Below are 20,157 nucleotides of genomic sequence, written 5' to 3'. Positions count from 1 at the left end.
ATACTGAGCCCCATGGCACGGAGCCCGCGACTCCAGGGGCCGAGGGGCCCCAGGGCAGGCCCGTACGGCCCTGTCGCCGTCGTCCCCCTTGGGCGAGCCAGGCCGTGGGCATCAGCCGAACGGCTGAGGCGCGTGTCAGCCGTCTGGCGCTCGTCGAGGGGCCGGTCCGGGGACCTCGGCGGGGCGGTGGCGCCCCGAGGATGAGGGGGAGTGTCCGCCGCCCGGCGGGTGACGTTCGTTCCGCCGTCGAGGAGGCCCCGCGCCATGAGAACGCCCCGCGCGACAAGGGTCGCAAGGCAGCCCCGCCATCCGGTCGTGCGGTTCCGTGGCCCAGCCGTCCTGACCGCGGTGCTGACCGTCGCGGTGCTGGCCGCCGGATGCGCGTCGGGGACCTCCACGGCGGGCGGTACGGAGCCCACCGCTTCCGGTACCGCACCCCCGTCCCCGTCCCCGTCGCCGCCCACGCTCTCGCCCCCGTCCCCGACCGGCCCCCGCCCGTCGCCCGACCCAGAAGCCGACCCGCGGCTGACCTGGCCCTGGAACGGAACGCCGAGGGGCCCCCGTCGTCCAGGAACTACTGGACAACGGGGGCCCGTTGCTCGGCTGCCTTCCCCCACGAAAGGCTGCCGAGGGTCTGTGGGGTCGCGCTGGGGCGCGCTGCGCCGCCGAGATCGCGTCAGAAGTTCAGTGCGGTGCTCTCCGTCAGACTCGCCCGCATCACACAGTCGTTGGCGAACGTGGTGGACCAAGCGACGCGCTTGCCCTGCCAGTAGCCGTCGGCGGTGACCACGACCGGGTCCCACTCCATCGTGCAGATGGCCTGGGGTTCGGAGGTGACGAGCTGGTCGAATCGGCCCTCGGCCGCCCTGAGTTCGCCGCACGCGGCCTCGGGCGCGGGGTGGCTTCCGCTGGGCCGGGGCGCGCAGTTCAGGGTGACAACGCGCTCGGCCGTCATGGTCGCGGCCTCCTCGCCGTGGCCGACGGCGAGCACGAGGGCCGACGGGGTGTAGAGGCTGGTCGGCGCGGCCTGCGCGGTACTCGTCGCCGCGGCCAGGACGCACGCGGTCGCCGCGGCGGCCACGCCCATGCTCTTGAGTGTGTAGCGCATCTGGGTTTCTCCTTAGTGCGGGGGCGCACGGTGCGGGTGCGGGTGGAAGCGGGTAGTGGAACGGTGTGCTCCTCGCGGTGGGGAGTCTTGCGGGTGCGGAGAGTGAGTGCCAAATGCGTGGCATACGCATGGTCGTTTATCGGACGTGTAGGTTCGCTGAGCGGTAAACGAAGAGGTGTTCGGGCAGCTCAGCGCGGGTAACCGATATCTTCGCGGCCGGTGCGGAGCGCAGACGCGGTGCGATAGTAAAATCGGAAACAACCCTTTGACCTGCACAAATATTGTATGCATTCTCGTTCGGGATGGCTCGCATCGACCGGAATGCATCGCTCTGAGGGCACCGCGAAGTGCCGATGGCAACTTCGCCACCGGCACTAGGGGGAGCGGGTCGGGTCAGCAGCGGGGCTTTTGGGCGTTTTCGGGGTCCAGCGCGTTGAGTACGATCCGGGTCGCGGTGCGGTCGTAACTGATGCCCACATGTGAGGTCAGATTGAACGGGCAGTGGTCCTGCAACTTGCTTTGCGAGACCCGGTCGCCCGGCGTGAGATACGACGAGGTGTACGGCGTGACCACCCAGTCCGTCCACGTCGCTAGTACGGTGTAGTCGACGCCCGGAACCACCTCGCCGCCCTCGTTGAGTGACGCCACGAAGTCGGAGTCGTACCTCTGCTGCTGGCAGGCGGGGCAGGCCAGGCCCGTCAGCTTCTCGGCACCCGGGATGAAGGTGGCCAGCGTCGCGAGACCCGACAGTGAGGTCCCGTGGTTCGGGGGCGTCAGGGCGATGAGCTTGCCGACCTTGTCCGCGCCGCCCAGGTTCTTCAGATAGTGGCGCGGCATCATGCCGCCCTGGGAGTGCCCGACCAGGTCGACCTCGGCGGCCCCGCTCCGGTCCCGTACGGTGTCGACGAAGGCGGAGAGCTGGGCCGCAGAGTCGGCTATGTCACCGGTGCCCTGGAGGAGTCCGCCCTGGGTGCCGCCGTAGTTGAGCGCGTAGACGCAGTAGCCCGCATCCTTGAGCCGCGGCGAGAGGCCCGCCCAGTTCATGTAGCGGTTCTCGAACGTGCCGTGCACCAGGACGACGGGGTTGGGGTGTTCCGCGCTGGGTTCGCAGTCCCAGTCATTGGCTCCGGCCGGTACGGCCGTCGGATGGAGCAACGCGTACGCCGTCGCGTCGAGGAACGACTTCTGCGGCGGCCCCTCCGGTCCGTCGGTGAGGTCCTGCGCGGACGCGCCCGTGGCGGAGGCCGCTGTGGAGGCCGCCGTGGACGGTGCGTCGGCGGCCTGGCTCGCCGTGGTGCCGACGGCGCCGAGGCCGAGCGCGACGGCGAACCCGGTGGCCGCCGCGACCAGGCGGCCGCGCAACAACGGGCGCGTTCTGCGGTCTAGGCGCGTGCGGACGGCCGGGATCTCAGACGTCTCAGACGTCTCGGCGGTCTTGTGCGTGGCGCGGATACGGAGGGGCATGCGGCTCTCACCTTCGTGCGGCTCGGATCAACGCGGGTTACCGGTGCGTAACACCGGTGTCACACGCTGATCCAGCCACCCGCCGCACACCAGTGACCTGGCCGAACCGCGTCGAATTCCCGCACGCGAGTGACAGTTGCGCAGGTCCACCGCTCAACTACGTGAGTGCGCACGACACTCCGATGCACGCCAAAGGACTAGATCCGGGCACCGCGTCGGGCGAGACTGCCTACCCTGCGGTAACTACGTCTATAGGGGGGCGCTGTGCAGACCATCGCCGGTGCGTTGTCCCGTCAGCCCTGGCGGGAGATCCCCGCGGTCTTCGCCGAGGCGCTGCGCCCGAGGATCGACGAGATCGCCGCGGACATGCTCGCCGAGATCCGCCGCGAGGTGGGCGCCTACCGACGGCCACTCGGCTCCGCCGTCGGCCGTGACCTGTCGGCGGCCGTGCACCGGGCCATGCGCCAGTTCGTGGAACTCATCGAGAACCCCGACAGTCCACAGGGTCACCACGAGCTCTACTTCCAGCACCTCGGCCGACTGGAGTTCCTCAACGGCCGCACCGCCGACGGCATCCAGGCCGCCTACCGCGTCGGAGCCCGGATCGCCTGCCGCCACTACGTCCGCATCGCCCGCGACGCCGGACTGCCGCCCGAGGCCGAACCAGCGGTCACCGAGGCCGTACTGACCCATGTCGACGCGATGTCCGCGCAGGCGGTACGCGGCTACGCCGACGCCCGGGCCCGCTCCGCCGGGGAGACCGAGCGCACCCGACGCGCCCTGGCCGTACGCCTGTTGGAGCACGCGCCCGACCCGGGCGGCGAACCCCTCGCCGCCCTGGCCGAGTTAGCCGAGTGGCGGCTGCCCGACACCCTGGCCTGCCTGGTGATGCGGCGCGCGGGCGGTGGCGGCCATGTCCTGGCGATGGGCCTCGACGAGGACATCCTGTCCCTGCCCCGGGGCGGGGAGCTGCTGCTCCTGGTCCCTGACCCGGGGGACGGCGGCCGCCTGGACCGCCTGCGGGCCGCCGTACGCGACCACCCGGCCGCGCTCGGCCCGACGGTGCCGCTCGGCGATGCCCGGCTCTCCGCGTACTGCGCGCGCCTCACTCTCCAGCACCGGCGCGGCCTGGCCGCCCCACGCGGTGAACTCCTCATGGCGGATGACCACTTGCTCGATGTGCAGCTGCTGTCCGGCGCGCCCATCGGGCGGCTGATGGCCGACCGGGTCACCGAAACCCTGCGCGGGCTCCCGGCCGGAAAGGCCGCCCGGCTCGCCGAGACGCTGCAGGCGCTGCTGATGTCCTGGGGCCGCACCGCGCCGGAGGTCGCCGACGCGCTGGGTATCCACCCGCAGACCGTACGCAGCAGACTGCGGCAGCTCGACGAGCTCTTCGGTGACCGGCTCACCGATCCGGCGTTCCGCACCGGCGCGCTGCTGGCTCTGCGTACCCTCGAGTTGACCGGCACGGGTGACGGGTGACAGGTGACAGGTGACAGGTAACAGGTGACGAGTGTCGGGGGCCTGGACGTACGCTGATCCTCGCGGCCCGCCTGGGCCCGGCCCGCAGCACCCCCGCCATCACCCGAGGAGCGTTACGTGGCCACCGAAGCCGCCGCCCGATCCGCCCCCTCCGCGCCATCCGAGCCGCCCAAGCCTTCCGAGCCCCCCGAGCCAGCCGCCATACCCGCCTGGCGGCAGCTCCTTGGCTACGTCCGGCCCCATCGCTGGACCCTGCTCGGCGGTGCGCTGCTCGGGCTGCTCACCGGCGCCACCGGGCTCGCTCTGCCGCTGGTGGCCAGGGCCCTCATCGACGACCTCGCGCACGACCGCTCGATCGCCGGTCCGCTGATGGCCATGTCCGCACTGGTCATCGCCAACGCCGCGATCGGCGCCTTCGGCGGCTATGTCCTGCGGCGCACCGCCGAGTCGGTGGTATTCGGCGCGCGGCGCGCCCTGTCCTCGTACCTGCTGCGGCTGCGCATCGAGGCCGTGGACCGCAGCGAACCCGGCGACCTGATGGCGCGGATCACCTCCGACACCACGCTGCTGCGCGCGGTCACCACCGACTCCCTGGTCGGGTTCGGCACCGGCGGGCTCACACTGATCGCCACCCTGGTCCTGATGGGTGTGGTCGACCCGGTGCTGCTCGCCGTCACGGTGGGCGTGATCCTGGTCGCGGGGGCCGTGATCGGGGTGATCGTGCCCCGGATCAACCGGGCCAGCAAGCAGGCCCAGGACGCGGTCGGCCTGATGGGCGCCTCACTGGAGCGCATCCTGGGCGCGCTGCGTACCGTCAAGGCCTCCGGCGCCGAACACCGCGAGGAAAAGGTCGTCCACCAGGCCGCGCACGAGTCCTGGCGGCAGAGCGTGCGTGCCGCCAAGTGGGAGGCCCTGGCCGGGAACACCGCGGGCCTGTCGATGCAGATCGCGTTCATCACGGTGCTCGCGGTCGGCGGGGCGAGGGTCGCGACCGGCGCCATCGATATCGGCACCCTGGTCGCCTTCCTGCTCTACGTCTTCTACCTGATGTCGCCGATCCAGCAGGTCGTCAGCGCCGTGGCCCAATACCAGACGGGCGCCGCGGCGCTCACCCGGATCCAGGAGGCCCTGCGGCTGCCCGCCGAGCCCGAGGCCGACCCCGCGCCGCTGCCGCCGCCCGGCGCCGAGCCCGCCGAACTCGCCTTCGCCGACGTCCGGTTCCGCTACGCGGACGACCTGCCGTACGTCCACCACGGGGTGACCTTCACCGTGCCCGCCCGCGGAATGACCGCCTTCGTCGGCCCGTCCGGCGCGGGCAAGACCACCGTCTTCTCGCTCATCGAGCGCTTCTACGACCCGGAAGCGGGCCAGATCGCCCTGGACGGCCGCGACATCGCCCACTGGGACATACCCCAACTCCGCGCCGCCATCGGCTACGTAGAGCAGGACGCCCCTGTACTCTCCGGCAGCCTCCGCGACAACCTGCTGCTCGGCAACCCCGACGCGGACGAGGCCGAACTGCACCGCGTCCTGGACACCACCCGGCTGACCGACCTGATCAGCCGCCTCCCCAAGGGACTGGACACGCTGGTCGGCCACCGGGGCACCAAACTCTCCGGCGGTGAGCGCCAACGCGTCGCGATCGCCCGCGCGTTGCTGCGCCGCCCCCGGCTGCTGCTGCTCGACGAGGCCACCAGCCAACTCGACGCCGTCAACGAATCGGCCCTGCGCGACACCGTCGCCGACGTGGCCCGCACCACCACGGTGCTCGTCGTCGCCCACCGGCTCTCCACGGTCACCATGGCCGACCGGATCATCGTGATGGACGCGGGCCGGGTACGCGCCGTGGGCACCCACCGCGAACTCGTCGCGGGAGACCCGCTCTACGCCGAACTCGCCGCCACCCAGTTCCTGGCCAGCGCGGGCGCCGACTGAGGCAGCGACGTGAGCGAAAACGCGGCGCGCCGGGCGCGGAGACGTATCCCCGTAGGCCCGGCGCGGCGCGGCGCGTGAGATCAGCGGTGCGTCAGACCATCAGACCAGTGGTGCGTGAGATCAGAGGTCGAACTCGTGCGGGGGCAGCCCCAGCGCGTAGCAGGCCTCGCGAACCATGGCCTGCTCGTCCTTGTCGAAGTCGCCGTCCGCGCCACCGATGACGATGCCGATCTGGATCACGGCACGCGCCTCGGCGGGCTTCTTCTTGGCCTTGGCGACCTCCTGCAGCACACTGACCTTGCCGAACTCGAAGTCGGCGGTCAGCTTGTTGCACGCGTCCTCGAAGCGACGCTGCAGCTCCTCCGCGGGAAAGTTCTGCAGCACGTCGTTGGTCGAGATGAGCTGGGCGACCTTGCGGCGCTCGTCCGGGTCGATGCTGCCGTCAGCGGCGGCGACCAGCGCGCACATCGCCATGCTGGCGTCCCGGAACGCGCCGCTCTTGAGGTCGTTCTTCTTCGCCAGCAGCTGGGTCTGCATCGACGACGCGGACTCTTTGAGACGGTCCCACAGTGCCATGAGTGCTCCATAAGGTTCGGGGGAGTTTTCCTCTACAACACGGTAGAAATTATCAGCAGAGAGCCACGACTCCTCACCGAACGACGCCGCCTGGCCCTCCGTCAGGTGAGCGACGCCAGCGCGGCGTCCAGGCGTCGGGTGGCCTCGTCGGCGATGGGCTCGAGGGCGGGCAGGCCGGTGAGGGTGACCAAGGTGGCTGGATCGAGGGCCTGTACGAGGGTGGTGTCGCCGTCGGCGCGTACGACGACGTTGCAGGGCAGCAGCAGGCCGATGGCGCGGTCGACTTCGAGAGCCTGGTGGGCGAGGGGCGGGTTGCAGGCACCGAGGATCAGGTAGTCCTCCATGTCGTGGCCGAGTTTGGCTTTCAGCGTCGCGGTCACATCGATCTCGGTCAGCACACCGAAGCCCTGCTCGGCCAGGGCCTCGCGCACGGCCTTCACGGCGGCGGTGAAGTCACTCTGCAGGCGAACGGTTCGGTCGTAGCTCATGACGGTCGCTCCTGTTCTGTGGGCGGCGAGGCCAGAATGCCGGGGTGGCGGTGCGGTATGAGGTCCCTTGCTCGCCAGCCTTCTCGCCAAACCGGTCGGCGCGTGGGCGTACACGAACAGCAGGGTGGTCGCGGCCCGCCCAGGGGCCGTGTCCTCATTCCGATGGAGGTATTCGCCCGGATCGTGGGAGCATGGCCGGAGAGGGAGGCGATCCGTCATGAACGGCGCCGACGTCATGGTCGTCCTGGCCGCCGCCGCGCTGGTCGCGGGCCTCGCCTGGTACTTCTTCGGGCCGCGCCGCGCGAGCACCGCCCGGCTGGAAGACGGGGTGCAGCGGGTGGAGGTGACGGTGCGGGGCGGCTATCGCCCCGATGTCATCAAGGTCCGCCAAGGGGTGCCGGTGGAGCTCGTCTTTGACCGGCAGGAGGCCGGGGAGTGCACCAACCGGGTCGTGTTCCCCGACCTACGCGTCAGCGCCGGGCTGCCCGCCCACAGCCGCACCACCGTACGCCTTGATCCGAGCGAGGCGGGATCGTTCGGCTTCGCCTGCGGGATGAACATGATCCACGGCAGGCTCGTGGTCCAGCCGGGCAACGGCGCCCCTCCCACCGGGGACGCCGCCGCTCCGGCAGCGGTGGATACCGGGGGCGGCGAGGAGACGTCGGCGGCCGACGCGGAGGCCGCCGAGGTCGCCGAACGGCAGGCGGAGATCGGGGACTTGACCCGCCGGGTCGCCGCGGGCGCCGTACTCACCGCGCCGGTGCTGTTCGGCGTCATGGCGCACGAACTGTTCGGCGCCGAGTGGGTGCCGGGCTGGATGCTGGACCACTGGGCGCAGCTGGCGCTGATCACGCCGGTGATGTTCTTCACCGGCTGGCCCATCCACGTCACCGGCTGGCTGACCCTGCGTCACCGGGGCGCGGACATGAACTCTCTCATCACGCTGGGTACGTCGGCGGCGTACGGCTACAGCCTGCTGGTGACACTGGCCCCCACGCTGCTGCCCGAGGATGTACGGGAGGTGTACTTCGAGGCGGTCGGGGTGATCCTCACGCTGATCCTGCTCGGGCGGCTGCTCGAAGCGCGCGCCAAGGCCGGTACCGGCGAGGCGATCCGTGCGCTGCTGGGGCTGCAGGCCCGTACGGCCCGGGTAGTACGGGACGGCGCCGAGACCGAAGTCCCGGTCGAGGATGTCGTGGTGGGCGACGAGATCGTGATCCGGCCGGGTGAGAAGGTGCCGGTCGACGCGGAGGTGCTGTCCGGGTCTTCGGCCGTGGACGAGTCCATGGTCACCGGCGAACCCATGCCGGCCACCAAGCGCACTGGGGACCCCGTCATCGGCGCCACCGTCAACACCACCGGCTCCCTGCGGGTACGGGCGGCCAAGGTGGGCGCGGACACCATGCTGGCCCAGATCGTACGCCTGGTGCAGCAGGCCCAGGCGTCCAAAGCCCCCATCCAGCGCCTCGCGGACGCCGTCTCCGCCTACTTCGTACCCGCTGTGATCGCGATCGCGGTGGCGACCTTCGCGCTCTGGTACGTGGTCGGGCCCGCCCCGGCCCTCACCCTCGCGCTCGTCAGCGCCGTAGCCGTACTGATCATCGCCTGCCCGTGCGCGCTCGGCCTGGCCACCCCGCTGTCCGTGATGGTCGGCACCGGCAAGGGGGCCCAGGCGGGCATCCTGATCCGCTCCGCCGAAGCCCTGGAGACCGCCCACAAGCTGGATACCGTCGTCCTGGACAAGACCGGCACGGTCACCGAGGGCAAGCCCGAACTCACCGATGTCCATACGGCCGACGGCTTCGGCAGCGACGAACTGCTCACGCTCGTCGCAGCGGCCGAGGCCGACAGCGAGCACCCTCTCGCCGGGGCGATCGTGGCCCGTGCCCGCGAGCGCGGCCTGAGCCTGCCGCCCACCACCGGCTTCGACTCGATCACCGGCAAGGGGGTCGAGGCGACCGTGGACGGGCGGGCCGTGCTGGTGGGCACCGGCCGACTGCTCCGTGACGTCGGCATCGGCACACACGAACTCCAGGCAGTCGCCGAGGAGTTCTCCGGGCAGGGCAAGACCCCGGTCCTCGTGGCTGTGGACGGCCGACCGGCCGGAGTGCTCGCCGTGGCCGACACGGTCAAAGACGATTCCGTACAGGCCATCGCCGCTCTGCAGAATCTCGGCATCGAGACGGTGATGCTCACCGGCGACAACGCCCGCACCGCCGCCGCGATCGCCTCCCAGGTCGGGGTGGGCCGGGTGCTGGCCGAGGTCCTTCCCGAGCACAAGGCCGACGAGATCCGCCGTCTCCAAGGCGAGGGCCGCGCCGTCGGTATGGTCGGCGACGGCATCAACGACGCCCCCGCCCTCGCCGCCGCCGACGTCGGGCTGGCGATCGGCACCGGCACGGACGTGGCCATCGAGGCCGCCGACATCACCCTCATCTCCGGCTCGCTGAGCGGGGTGGTGACCGCGATCCGGCTCTCACGCGCCACCATGCGCAACATCCGCCAGAACCTGTTCTTCGCCCTGATCTACAACACCGTCGGTATCCCGCTCGCCGCTGGCGCCCTGTACCCCCTGTGGGGCCTGCGCCTGAGCCCGATCATCGCCGCCGCCGCGATGGCCCTGTCGTCCTTGTCGGTGGTCAGCAACTCCAGCCGCTTGCGCCGCTGGCACGTCGCCCCGCTCCCGCCCGCCGCTCCCCCTGCCGTCGAACCGACGGTCGAGACAGCGGCGGATCACCGCCCCGTGCCGGAACCGGGATCGCCACCAGGACCGGGCACCGAGGAGCGGGACCCGGTGTGCGGGATGACGGTGACTCCCGGTGACGCCGCCGAGCACCGCGACAGGGAAGGCCACCGCTACCACTTCTGCTCCACCGGCTGCGCCACCGCCTTCGACGCCGCCCCGCACCGCTACGTCTAGGGGGAGATGCCTCCTAGGCCGTGTCCGCAAAGTCCCGCCTGCCCGGGTCGCTCAGCGGCGGCGGACGAGCCGGGTGTGCCGCCGCCACCCGGAGAACACCAGCAGGCCCAGCAGCAGGACCCCGAGCACCGCGAGGTAGGCCCGCGGCCCCGGCAGCACCGTGCCGAGGAAGTACCCGCACAAGGTGGTGATCGCGGCCCAGGCCGCCCCGGCAACCGTCTGCCAGAGCGTGAACGTGCCCACCGGCACCCCCAGCGCCCCCGCCACGGGCCCCGCCAGAGTCCGCGCGACCGGGACGCTGCGGGCCACCAGCACGGCCGCGACGGGACCGTGCAGCGCCAGCAGCTCCTCCACCCGGGCGACCCCGGCGCGCAGCCGCTGCCCGCGCAGCCGGGCCAGCAGTACGGGCCCGGCGCGCAGCCCGGTCCAGTAACCGGCCTCCACGCCCAGCACCGTGCCCGCCGTACCCGCGAGCAGAACCCACGGCAGCGAGAGTCCGCGGTCGCCCGCCGCGCAGAACACCCCGGCGGTGAACAGCGTGGTTCCGCCCGGGAGCACGACGCCGAAGACCGTGCTCGCCTCCAGGAACAGCACCACGAACACGCCGAGCGTCCCGAAGGCGGCGAGCAGCTGAGCGGCGTCGATCACTCCACCATCGTCGCCGCACCGCGCGGCCGGGGCATGTCCTGCCTTCTCTCACCCTTCCGCATTACTGGAACAAGTTCTACTGTGTGCGCCGTCGCCCAACGGTCAGCGAGAGCCAGGAGGGGCCGTGCACCTCGCATACACGCCTGAGCAGCAGCGGTTGCGCACCGAGTTGCGCGCGTACTTCGCCGAGCTGGTACCGGCCGACTCCCACGCCCGGTACGCCGAGCCCGCGGCGCAGAAGCGCTTCTACCGCGAGACGATCCGCCGTCTGGGTGCCGACGGCTGGCTCGGCGTCGGCTGGCCCACGGAGTACGGGGGCCGGGGCCTGACCCCGATGGAGCAGTTCATCTTCTTCGACGAGGCCGCCCAGGCCGTGGTCCCGCTGCCGCTGATGGCCCTGAACACCGTCGGGCCGACCCTGATGCGGTTCGGCACCGACGAGCAGAAGAACTTCTTCCTGCCGAAGATCCTCTCCGGCGAGATCGACTTCGCGATCGGCTACAGCGAACCGGACGCGGGCACCGACCTCGCCGGGCTGAAGACCCGGGCGGTACGGGACGGCGACACCTACGTCGTGAACGGCCAGAAGATCTGGACCACCAACGGCGACACCGCCGACTGGGTCTGGCTCGCCGTCCGCACCGACACCGGCGCCCCACCCCACAAGGGCATCACCATGCTCCTGGTGCCGACCAGCGACCCCGGCTACTCCTGCACCCTCATCAACACCCTCGCCTCCCACGACACCACGGCCAGCTACTACGAGAACATCCGGGTCCCCGTCTCCCGCCGCGTCGGCGACGAGAACCAGGGCTGGCGGCTGATCACCAACCAGCTCAACCACGAACGCGTCACCCTCGCCGCCCATGGCACCATGGCCATCCGCGCCCTGCACAACGTCCAGCGCTGGGCCGCCGACACCCAACTCACCGACGGCCGCCGCGTCATCGACCTCGGCTGGGTGCGCCAGCGCCTGGCCAGGACGCACGCCACGCTGGACGCGATGAAGCTCCTCAACTGGCAGATGGTGAACGCCGTCCAGGGCGGCACCCTCACCCCCCAGGACGCCTCCGCCGTCAAGGTGTACGGCTCCGAGGCCCGCCGCGACGCCTACGCCTGGCTCATGGAGGTCGTCGGGGCGGCGGGCCCGCTGAAGGAGGGCTCCGCGGGTACGGTCCTGCGCGGCGAACTGGAGCGCGGCTACCGCTCCGCGGTCATCTTCACCTTCGGCGGCGGCAACAACGAGATCCAGCGCGAGATCATCTCCTGGATCGGCCTGGGCATGCCACGCGTACGCCGCTGAGCTGTCGCGCATACTGATCGTCTCTCCGTGGGGGACAGGGGCCGCGTGGCCCCCTCCGCTGCCGATCAGCCCCTGCACACGCGGAACGCCACGCACGCGGCCGGTCCGCGCGGATCGCACTCCACCCGGCGTGCGCAACAGCCGAACAAGCGGTGGGGTGGTCGATAGGCTGGTCGCACAGAGCGGGTGACGGCGGAGCGGAGGAGGGCGCGGTGAGTGCGGAGGAGCCCCTGTCGCGGATGCCTCAGATGCGGCTCGACGAGCTGCTGGAGGAGCTTCAGGCGCGCATCAACGCCGCTCGCGGAACCAGGGACCGGGTGCACAGCCTGCTGGAGGCGGTCGTCTCGGTGGGCCGTGAGCTGGACCTCCCCCAAGTGCTGCGGCGGATCGTTGAAGCGGCGGCGCTGTTGGTCGACGCGCAGTACGGGGCGCTGGGGGTGATCGGTCCGGACGGCCGGACGCTGTCGCAGTTCCTTACCGTCGGGCTGACGGAGGAGGAGATCGCCCGGATCGGGCCACTGCCGGCCGGGCACGGGATCCTGGGCGAACTCATCCGCGATCCCGAGCCGCTGCGGCTCACCGACCTTGGCGCACACGAGGCGTCGTACGGCTTCCCCGCGCACCATCCGCCGATGCGTACGTTCCTCGGCGTCCCTATCCGCGTACGGGACGAGGTCTTCGGCAACCTCTACCTCACGGACAAGCACGGCGGTGTGGATTTCGACGCCGAGGACGAGTCGGTGATCTCCACCCTGTCGGTCGCTGCCGGTGTCGCGATCGACAACGCCCGGCTGTACGAGGCGTCGCAGCGCCATCAGCGGTGGCTGCAGGTGAACGCGGAGATCACCAACAGCCTCCTCTCCGGCAACCCGCGGCTGGACGTCTTGGAGCTGATTGCCCGGCGGGCACAGGAGATCACCGGGGCAGAGCTGGCCGACGTATCCGTGCCAGTGCCCGGAACCGGCGACCTCGTCGTCGAGCTCGCCGTCGGCGCCGACGGCGAGACCCGCCGCGGCCTGGTGATCCCGGTGGTGGGCACCCTCTCCGGCGCGGCCTACCAAGCCGGCGCGCCCGTGACCACCGTCGGCCTCGCGCAAGACGACCGGTACACCGCCGGGCCCCGCCGCTTCGACGGCCTCGGACCGGCCGTGGCCGTCCCGCTGGGCACGGAGGCCAAGGACCCTCGGGGCGTGCTGCTGCTGGCCCGGTCCGTGGGCGAGCCGGTGTTCACCGACGGGGAGCTCCAGGCGCTCCGGGCGTTCGCCCGCCAGGCCGCGCTCGCACTGGAACTGGCCGAGCGGCGCACGGACGCCGAACAGCTCGCGCTGCTGGAGGATCGGGACCGCATCGCGAGGGACCTGCACGATCTGGCCATCCAGCGGCTGTTCGCGACAGGCATGACCCTGCAGAGCGCCGCGCGGCTAGTGGAGCACGAGGGCGCGGCCGAACGCGTCTCGCGGGCTGTGGGGGATCTCGACGAGACGATCAAGATCATCCGGTCCACGATCTTCGGACTGCGCGCCAGGGAGGAGGACATGGGCCCCAGCCTGCGCGCTCGCGTGGCGCGTGCCGTCGGCGAGGCCGGCACCGTGCTCGGCTTCCCGGCCCGCCTGAGCATGGAGGGCTTGCTCGACACCGACGTGCCGCCGCAGGTGGCCGACCACGTGATGGCCGCTCTTGGCGAGGCGCTGAGCAACGCGGCCCGCCACGCGCACGCCACACGAGTCGAGGTGTCCCTGCGAGCCACAGCGGACGAGGTCGTACTCACCGTCACGGACGACGGCAGGGGTATCCCGGCCGACGGCAGGCGTAGTGGGTTGAACAACCTCGACGAGCGCGCCCGGAGCGTGCACGGCGCCTTCGCCGTCGAGGCTCCGGGTGAAGGAGGCACCAGATTGGTGTGGAGTGCCCCGCTCGCACAGCGGGAGCGATCATGAGTCGTCGATGGCACCGGCCGCCCGCTGGTCCGGGGATGCCGGCTCCGCGGCGAGTCGGGAGCCCGTGACGAGGTCCGGCCGGATGCGCAGCGCCGCGTTCATCGCGTCGTGCTGGACCCAGGGGCGCAGGGCGGCCGCGTAGCGGGCGAGGTCGCGCTTGTCGGTGACGCGGCGGGCGTATCCGGTGACGACGACACTCCAGCCGAGATGCGTGACCGGGTCGATGGCGTCCGCCTCGTAGGCCACCACGACCCCGACGGTGTCGGTCGGGGCGACGAGGGAGGCGAGCGTCGCGCCGTCGTGGAGCTGGACGATGATGTTCTCGCCGTCCATGAGGTGGTTGACCGGCCGCACGGCCGGCAGAGCCTGGTGGGTGAAGACGATGCGTCCCAGCGAAACCGTGCCCAACAGCCGCAGCGCCTCGTAGCGGCCGAGCGCTGACACGTGCCGGGGTGCCAGCGCCGCACGGTGGCTGTCCACCCGTCGATGCGTGGCTTCGTCGTTCATCGCGCCCACCTTCCGCTCGGGCTACTCGGGTACGGCGTTCCTGACGGCCAGCGTCTCGTGGTCGCCGCTGCCGTGGCAGGGTGCGGTGGGCCCTTTGGGAGGGCCGGTCTCCTGGACGCCCCGCCTGGGAGCGGGCACGGCACGGAGCGGTCAGACGAAGGAGCAGGGGATGGTGCGGTCCACACCCAGTGTGTGGATCACCCGCCCCGGCAGCCGCGGGACCCGGCACAGACGCAGACGGGCGCCAGCGGCCGCGCAACCCTGGTGGACCCGCTCGAAGAGCGCGGCGCCGGAGCTGTCACAGAACGAGACGCCCGACAGGTCCAGCACCACCTCCCGCTGCCCTCCCTCGACGAGGCGTGTCAGTTGCGGTTCGATACGCTTGGCCGTCTCGATGTCGAGTTCACCGCCCAGGGCGACCGCCACGGTGATGCGGTCCAGCCGTGTCACGGTCACGCTCACTGGTGTCATGGTCGAGCTTCCGTTCATGGGTTGGCCGGGGCGTCGGTCGCCCCGTCCGTGCTGATGCCGCCAGTCCACCGCAGCGCACACCCCGGGCGCAGGTACCGGAGGTCCTTTCGGCCTGGGGCAAAGGTCCCCGTGCGCCCTGTGTCGCCCTGTGCGGCCCGTGTCGCCCTGTGCGTTTGAAGCCCCGGCAGGGCCTTCGGGTGTTCCATCGGAGTGAGGCCAGGAGGCAGCGGAGTCATGGCGGCCTCGACGCGCATCAGGGCCATCCGGCCCTGGCCATTCGACCCGCGTGCGCGCACGATGCTGGTAGGACTGCCCGGTGGGCGTACGCGGTCGAATACGGAGCATGTGATGACGGACAAGAGCGGCAGCTCCACCGAGAAGGCACCGGTCACGGTCTTTCTCCTCGATGACCATGAGGTGGTGCGCCGTGGAGTGCACGACCTCCTGGACGCCGAACCGGACCTGACCGTGATCGGCGAAGCGGGCACGGCGGAGCGGGCGCTCGTCCGTATTCCGGCACTGCGCCCGCAGGTCGCCGTCCTCGACGTGCGCCTGCCGGACGGGGACGGCGTCAGCGTCTGCCGCGAGTTGCGTTCCCGCATGCCGGACCTCGCCTGCCTGATGCTGACCTCCTTCGACGACGAGGAAGCACTCCTGGACGCGATCATGGCGGGCGCGTCCGGTTACGTTCTCAAGCAGATCACCGGTACTGATCTGGTCCACGCCGTCCGCACGGTCGCGTCCGGCCAGTCGATGCTGGACCCAGGCGCGACCGCACGGGTCATGGCCCGGCTCCGGGGCGGTCCTGCCCAGGAGGAGCAGGCACCGAGCCTGCCCGGACTGACGGACCGGGAGCGGGAGATTCTGGCCCTGGTCGGGGAGGGGCTGACCAATCGCGAGATCGGCAAGAAGCTCTACCTCGCAGAGAAGACCGTCAAGAACAACATCTCCCGGCTACTGGCCAAGCTCGGGGTGGAACGCCGAGTGCAGGCCGCTGTCATCGCCAGCCAGGCCGTGACCGCCCAGAGTGGGCGGAGCGGCACCACGGCGACGGGAGACGGCCGACCGCGGAACTGAGCCAGACTCGCACCATCGAATACAGGGTTCCGGCCTGAGACCCTCGTAGGGCCGCGGAATCGGTCCGCGGCCCTCCAGCTGACCGGGCGGGCGCTCAGGCGCACGGGACGACCGCGACGGGGCAGGTCGCGTGGTGCAGCGCGGCGTGAGCGACGGAACCGATGCGGGGACCGACCGGGGAGCGGCGTACCCGGCGACCGACCACGAGAAGCCGTGCACGTGGGGCGGCCGACAGCAGAACCTGTCCGGCGCTGCCGATCTCGACGTGCTCGGTCACCGATACGTCCGGGAACCGTTTCCGCCAAGGGGCGAGAGCCTCCGCCAGCGCCTTCTTCTCGAACGGCTCCAGCCCTCCCGCCTCGTCCACGAGGCGCAGGTAGCCGGGACTGTAGGCGTACAGGGGAGGCGGGCTCCACGCCCGCACCGCGCGCACCGCCGCCCCTCGTGCGGCCGCCGCCTCGAAGGCGAATCCCAGCACCGCGCCGCTGTCCTCCGGTGTGCCCTGCTGGCCCACGACGACCTCGCCGCGCTCCGGCTTCGGTGCGTCCTTGTCGCGGGCGCGCACCGACACGACGGGCCGGGTGGCGGCGGCGATCACCTGCTGACCGCACGAGCCGAGCAGGAAGCCGACCAGAGCGCCGTGTCCGCGTGAACCGAGCACCAGCATCTCGCACCGCTCCGCCTCCGCGAGGAGAGCGGAAACCGCCGTGTCGGTCACTACTGCCGAGGTCACGGACAGGCCCGGGTGCCGGTCGGTCACATGGATCTCGGCTTCCCGCAGGACGGCCCGGGCGGCCTTCGCCTGCGTCTCGTGGTCCTGGACGATGGGGACGTCCAACGGCTGCCAGAGCCAGGCGTGCACGATGCGCAGCGGTACCCCGCGGAGCGAGGCTTCGCCTGCCGCCCAGTCGGCCGCCGCCAGGCTTTCCGGTGATCCATCCACACCTACGGTGACAGCGCGGGTCATGGTGATGGCCTCCGTACGGTTCGACGGGCACGACCACTTCGGTCTGCCCTTTGTTCCTCAGCCTCGGTGGGCGGGACGTTCCTTGCCCAGGGCCGGTCGGCCCCGGGCAACGGCCCGTTCGGGCCCCATGACGGGCGGGCCCAACCGCCCGCGAAGCGGGCACCCAAGGGTGGTGAGCCGCGCGGCGCTGACCCGCGTGGCGCTGACCCGCGCGGTGGTGACCCGCGTGGCTCTCGCCGTCCGCGCCGCCGAGTGACCGTAGTCGGCGGGTTCCGCCTGGTGGTCGGGTCATCGCACCAGGACCGCTTCGCCGGACCGGGGAACCACCGCCGTCCAGCCCAGTTCCCGATCGATGCGATCCCGTAGGGCGTCGGCGGCATCCGGCTCCCCATGGACCAGGTACGTGGTGTGCGGGGCCGGCGCCTCCCGCAGCCAGTCGATGATCTGGGCCGCGTCCGCGTGGGCGGAGAAGTGCGGGACGTTGGCGACCTCGGCTCGCACCGGCACGTACTCGCCGAACATCTTGAGCGCGCGGACGCCGTCGACCAGATCACGGGCTCGGGTTCCCGCGGCGGCGAAGCCGACGATGACGACAGCGTTGCGTGGGTCCGGAAGCAGCCGGTTCAGGTGGTGAAGCACCCGTCCGCCGGTAGCCATGCCCGCGGAGGAGACGATCACCGCGGGTCCTTCCCGCTCGTTGATGGCGATGGACTCCTGCACGGTGCGGGCGGCCAGGAAGGGCTCCGGGCTCAAGTCCGCCGCACCGCGAGCGGACATCTCCGGTCGCAGTTCGGCTGCCTGGGAGGCGACCGCGCTCCGATAGACGTCGAGCGCGGCAAGAGCCATGGGACTGTCGACGAATACGGGCACGCTCGGTGGCAGGGTGCCCGCGCGGCGGAGTTCCGCCAGTTCGTGCAGTACGACCTCCGTGCGGTCCAGTGCGAAGGCGGGTATCACGACGGTCCCACCGCGAGCGAGGGTTCGGGTGATAACTCCGGCGAACCCTGCCCGCCCCGCTACGTCATCGTGCCGGCGGCTGCCGTACGTCGATTCGACCAGCAGCACGTCCGCCCCGGAGAACGGTGCGGCGGGTCGCAGCAGGGGGTGGCCGGGACGGCCCAGGTCTCCGCTCGTGACCAAAGTGTGCCCGTCCTCGAGAGTCAGGTGGGCCCAGGCCGAACCAAGGATGTGGCCAGCGTTGCGCAGGGTCAGGGTGGTACCCGCCTCGATCTCCACCTCGCTGTCGACCGGCATGGGATCGAAGAGCTCAAGCGTGCGCTCCACGTCCCGGATGTCGTACAGCGGCTTGGCGGGCCGGTGCTTCGACCAACCGTGTTCATTGGCGTGCTGGGCCGCCTCCATCTGGAGACGAGCGCTGTCCCGCAGGACGATCTCCGCAAGGCGGGCGGTGTAGTCGGTCATGAGGATCGGGCCGCGAAACCCGTGGCGAACCAGCCGGGGCAGATACCCGCAATGGTCGAGGTGCGCGTGCGTGACGACGACCGCGTGGACGTCCGCGGCGACGCGGGGAAGCGGGCGCCAGTTGCGCCGTCGCAGGTCGGCGAGACCCTGGAAGAGACCACAGTCGAGCAGGACGCGTGTGTGATCGCTCTCGACGAGGAACCGGCTGCCGGTGACGGTTCCGACGCCACCGAGGAACGTCAGCAAGGCCGGTCTGGGCTTGGTGGGCGTGGGCGTCACTGCTGTCGGGTCCGAAAGAGCCACACTCATGATCGTTCCACCTCCGGCCTTCTGCCCCCCGGTACCACGGTGGCACCGCCCGCCCGGTGTGGGAGGGACCCGTTCGTCCCCTCTCGAGGGCCAGTCGGCCCCAGCGCCCGAGGTAAGGCGGCGGGACCGTGGTGCTGTACCGCGAACAGGAAAGAAGGACGACGTCATGAAGGCACTGGTGTTCCAAGGTCCTGGACAGACATCCTGGCAGGATGTTCCCGACCCCGGCATCAAGGACGCGGCCGACGCGGTGATACGTGTCGAGGCCGTCACCATCTGCGGTACCGACCTGCACATCATCAAGGGTGACGTGCCCGAGATGGCCCCCGGAAGGGTTCTGGGTCACGAGGCGGTGGGCGAGGTCGTGGAGGTCGGTAGCGACGTACGGACGGTCCGGCCTGGCGACCGGGTTCTGATTTCCTGCATCGCCGCCTGCGGCCGCTGTGGGTTCTGCCGGGAGAACCGCTACGGGCAGTGCCGTGGTGGTGGCGGCTGGGTGCTCGGGCACCTCATCGACGGCACCCAGGCCGAATGCGTCCGGGTCCCCTTCGCCGATCTCTCGGTGCACCCACTGCCGAGCGCCGTGACCAGCGAGGACGCGGTTCTGCTGGCGGACATCTTCCCCACGGGCTACGAGGTCGGCGTGCTCAACGGGCGCGTGCGGCCCGGAGACACGGTGGTCGTGGTCGGGGCAGGGCCGATCGGGCTCGCGACCATCGCGACCGCCCAGCTGTACACCCCCGGGCGGATCATCGCGGTCGATGTCGCGGAGTCCCGGCTCGAAGCCGCGCGTTCCATGGGCGCCGATGCCACGGTCAGTGCGGAGGAAGACCCGGAGCAGTTCGTCATGGACCTCACCGATGGCCTGGGTGCCGATGTCGTGGTCGAGGCCGTGGGGGTACCCGAGGCGTTCGAGCAATGCACACGCATCGTCCGGCCGGGAGGGCATGTCGCCAACATCGGCGTCCACGGGAAGCCGGCCGCGCTCCATCTCGAAGACCTGTGGATCAAGGACGTGACGATCACCACGGGGCTCGTCGACACCCACTCCACTCCGCTGCTGCTGCGCATGATGGCCGCCGGGAGGCTTCCGGCCGCGTCGGCGATGGTGACCCACCGGTTCGAGCTGGGGCAGATGGAGGAGGCGTACGAGGTCTTCTCCGGCGCGGCGCACACCGGAGCGCTCAAGGTGGTGCTGGGCGGCCCCAAGCACGACGAGGTCAGTGTGGCCGCCTAGCAGGCGGGCGGCCATATGGCGATCGTCCGCACGGCCCTACCCCCGGAGGCGGCGGCAATGCCTCGCATTCGGGTAGCCGTGCGTCCACCGCGGCCACATCGGCCGCCGCCCGACGTGAGGACTCCGTCCGGGCGGCCCCGCCCTACTGAGTGGTGCCCGCGACCAGCGGCATGTGATGACCACAGCGCGCGCTCGGCACGAGGCTGCCCCTCCTCCCGCGTCGACCGCGCCAACCGGGTACGAAGGGGGCCAGTAGGCCCTAGTGGCCAGGCGGCGACGGTGATTACCTGTAATTGACGGAAGGAG

At 71.1% G+C, this 20,157-nt stretch carries 16 protein-coding genes; 7 read left to right on the top strand and 9 right to left on the bottom strand.

The features are described from left to right. Nucleotides 1-676: 676 nt before the first annotated feature. Both GCN81_RS14025 and GCN81_RS14020 read right to left on the bottom strand, forming a co-directional pair. The gene (locus tag GCN81_RS14025) at nucleotides 677-1,108 is read right to left on the bottom strand and encodes a subtilase-type protease inhibitor (RefSeq protein ID WP_156724910.1); all 432 of its coding nucleotides are present in this window, start codon (nucleotides 1,106-1,108) and stop codon (nucleotides 677-679) included. Between the two features lie 393 nt (nucleotides 1,109-1,501). Next, on the bottom strand, nucleotides 1,502-2,572 hold the full coding sequence (locus tag GCN81_RS14020) for an esterase/lipase family protein (protein WP_156724909.1): 1,071 nt from the start codon (nucleotides 2,570-2,572) through the stop codon (nucleotides 1,502-1,504). A gap of 264 nt (nucleotides 2,573-2,836) precedes the next feature. Between GCN81_RS14020 and GCN81_RS14015 the strand changes: the two genes are divergently transcribed. Further along, nucleotides 2,837-4,054: a helix-turn-helix domain-containing protein gene (locus GCN81_RS14015; RefSeq protein ID WP_156724908.1), complete on the top strand. Its 1,218-nt coding sequence runs from the start codon at nucleotides 2,837-2,839 to the stop codon at nucleotides 4,052-4,054. Nucleotides 4,055-4,255: 201 nt separating this feature from the next. Next, a complete protein-coding gene (locus tag GCN81_RS14010) occupies nucleotides 4,256-5,989 on the top strand; it encodes an ABC transporter ATP-binding protein (protein ID WP_156724960.1) in 1,734 nt (577 codons plus the stop codon). 120 nt (nucleotides 5,990-6,109) lie between these two features. Here GCN81_RS14010 and GCN81_RS14005 read toward each other — a convergent pair whose 3' ends face one another. Beyond that, nucleotides 6,110-6,565, bottom strand: coding sequence for a tellurite resistance TerB family protein (locus GCN81_RS14005; RefSeq protein ID WP_156724907.1), 456 nt, complete (start codon nucleotides 6,563-6,565; stop codon nucleotides 6,110-6,112). Between the two features lie 101 nt (nucleotides 6,566-6,666). Then, nucleotides 6,667-7,053 carry a DUF302 domain-containing protein gene (locus tag GCN81_RS14000; RefSeq protein WP_156724906.1) on the bottom strand — a complete coding sequence of 129 codons (387 nt, stop codon included), beginning with the start codon at nucleotides 7,051-7,053 and terminating at the stop codon, nucleotides 6,667-6,669. A gap of 217 nt (nucleotides 7,054-7,270) precedes the next feature. Between GCN81_RS14000 and GCN81_RS13995 the strand changes: the two genes are divergently transcribed. Then, nucleotides 7,271-9,973 carry a heavy metal translocating P-type ATPase gene (locus GCN81_RS13995; protein ID WP_156724905.1) on the top strand — a complete coding sequence of 901 codons (2,703 nt, stop codon included), beginning with the start codon at nucleotides 7,271-7,273 and terminating at the stop codon, nucleotides 9,971-9,973. Between the two features lie 51 nt (nucleotides 9,974-10,024). On the opposite strand, the gene GCN81_RS13990 is transcribed toward GCN81_RS13995, so the two are convergent. Beyond that, a complete protein-coding gene (locus GCN81_RS13990; protein WP_156724904.1) occupies nucleotides 10,025-10,621 on the bottom strand; it encodes a DedA family protein in 597 nt (198 codons plus the stop codon). A 124-nt stretch (nucleotides 10,622-10,745) separates the two neighbouring features. On the opposite strand from GCN81_RS13990, the gene GCN81_RS13985 reads away from it, so the two are divergent. Next, nucleotides 10,746-11,924 carry an acyl-CoA dehydrogenase family protein gene (locus GCN81_RS13985; RefSeq protein ID WP_156724903.1) on the top strand — a complete coding sequence of 393 codons (1,179 nt, stop codon included), beginning with the start codon at nucleotides 10,746-10,748 and terminating at the stop codon, nucleotides 11,922-11,924. Between the two features lie 212 nt (nucleotides 11,925-12,136). Further along, nucleotides 12,137-13,861 carry a sensor histidine kinase gene (locus tag GCN81_RS13980; RefSeq protein WP_407697965.1) on the top strand — a complete coding sequence of 575 codons (1,725 nt, stop codon included), beginning with the start codon at nucleotides 12,137-12,139 and terminating at the stop codon, nucleotides 13,859-13,861. Here the strand turns inward: GCN81_RS13980 and GCN81_RS13975 are convergent. Continuing rightward, entirely contained in the window at nucleotides 13,856-14,368 is a 513-nt protein-coding gene (locus GCN81_RS13975; RefSeq protein WP_156724902.1) for a pyridoxamine 5'-phosphate oxidase family protein, read from the bottom strand. The two genes, GCN81_RS13980 and GCN81_RS13975, sit on opposite strands and share 6 nt — an antisense overlap. Nucleotides 14,369-14,518: 150 nt before the next feature. Next, nucleotides 14,519-14,839 carry an STAS domain-containing protein gene (locus GCN81_RS31865; protein WP_197287629.1) on the bottom strand — a complete coding sequence of 107 codons (321 nt, stop codon included), beginning with the start codon at nucleotides 14,837-14,839 and terminating at the stop codon, nucleotides 14,519-14,521. 348 nt (nucleotides 14,840-15,187) lie between these two features. On the opposite strand from GCN81_RS31865, the gene GCN81_RS13965 reads away from it, so the two are divergent. Further along, nucleotides 15,188-15,916, top strand: coding sequence for a response regulator (locus GCN81_RS13965; RefSeq protein WP_156724900.1), 729 nt, complete (start codon nucleotides 15,188-15,190; stop codon nucleotides 15,914-15,916). 94 nt (nucleotides 15,917-16,010) lie between these two features. On the opposite strand, the gene GCN81_RS13960 is transcribed toward GCN81_RS13965, so the two are convergent. Both GCN81_RS13960 and GCN81_RS13955 read right to left on the bottom strand, forming a co-directional pair. Next, a complete protein-coding gene (locus GCN81_RS13960) occupies nucleotides 16,011-16,883 on the bottom strand; it encodes a universal stress protein (protein WP_156724899.1) in 873 nt (290 codons plus the stop codon). 288 nt (nucleotides 16,884-17,171) lie between these two features. Continuing rightward, the gene (locus GCN81_RS13955) at nucleotides 17,172-18,614 is read right to left on the bottom strand and encodes an MBL fold metallo-hydrolase RNA specificity domain-containing protein (RefSeq protein WP_156724898.1); all 1,443 of its coding nucleotides are present in this window, start codon (nucleotides 18,612-18,614) and stop codon (nucleotides 17,172-17,174) included. Between the two features lie 166 nt (nucleotides 18,615-18,780). On the opposite strand from GCN81_RS13955, the gene GCN81_RS13950 reads away from it, so the two are divergent. Continuing rightward, on the top strand, nucleotides 18,781-19,851 hold the full coding sequence (locus GCN81_RS13950; protein WP_156724897.1) for a zinc-dependent alcohol dehydrogenase family protein: 1,071 nt from the start codon (nucleotides 18,781-18,783) through the stop codon (nucleotides 19,849-19,851). Nucleotides 19,852-20,157 lie beyond the last annotated feature (306 nt).

The sequence above is a fragment of the Streptomyces apocyni genome (assembly GCF_009739465.1).
Lineage (GTDB): Bacteria > Actinomycetota > Actinomycetes > Streptomycetales > Streptomycetaceae > Streptomyces > Streptomyces apocyni.
This window is presented reverse-complemented; position numbering and strand designations above follow the sequence as displayed.

Bases quoted from the DNA above. Each gene is read 5' to 3' on its own strand.
- GCN81_RS14005 (WP_156724907.1), bottom strand. From the start codon at position 6,565: ATGGCACTGTGGGACCGTCTCAAAGAGTCCGCGTCGTCGATGCAGACC.
- GCN81_RS13960 (WP_156724899.1), bottom strand. From the start codon at position 16,883: ATGACCCGCGCTGTCACCGTAGGTGTGGATGGATCACCGGAAAGCCTG.
- GCN81_RS13955 (WP_156724898.1), bottom strand. From the start codon at position 18,614: ATGAGTGTGGCTCTTTCGGACCCGACAGCAGTGACGCCCACGCCCACC.
- GCN81_RS14000 (WP_156724906.1), bottom strand. From the start codon at position 7,053: ATGAGCTACGACCGAACCGTTCGCCTGCAGAGTGACTTCACCGCCGCC.
- GCN81_RS13950 (WP_156724897.1), top strand. From the start codon at position 18,781: ATGAAGGCACTGGTGTTCCAAGGTCCTGGACAGACATCCTGGCAGGAT.
- GCN81_RS14025 (WP_156724910.1), bottom strand. From the start codon at position 1,108: ATGCGCTACACACTCAAGAGCATGGGCGTGGCCGCCGCGGCGACCGCG.
- GCN81_RS13995 (WP_156724905.1), top strand. From the start codon at position 7,271: ATGAACGGCGCCGACGTCATGGTCGTCCTGGCCGCCGCCGCGCTGGTC.
- GCN81_RS13975 (WP_156724902.1), bottom strand. From the start codon at position 14,368: ATGAACGACGAAGCCACGCATCGACGGGTGGACAGCCACCGTGCGGCG.
- GCN81_RS13965 (WP_156724900.1), top strand. From the start codon at position 15,188: ATGACGGACAAGAGCGGCAGCTCCACCGAGAAGGCACCGGTCACGGTC.
- GCN81_RS14020 (WP_156724909.1), bottom strand. From the start codon at position 2,572: ATGCCCCTCCGTATCCGCGCCACGCACAAGACCGCCGAGACGTCTGAG.
- GCN81_RS31865 (WP_197287629.1), bottom strand. From the start codon at position 14,839: ATGACACCAGTGAGCGTGACCGTGACACGGCTGGACCGCATCACCGTG.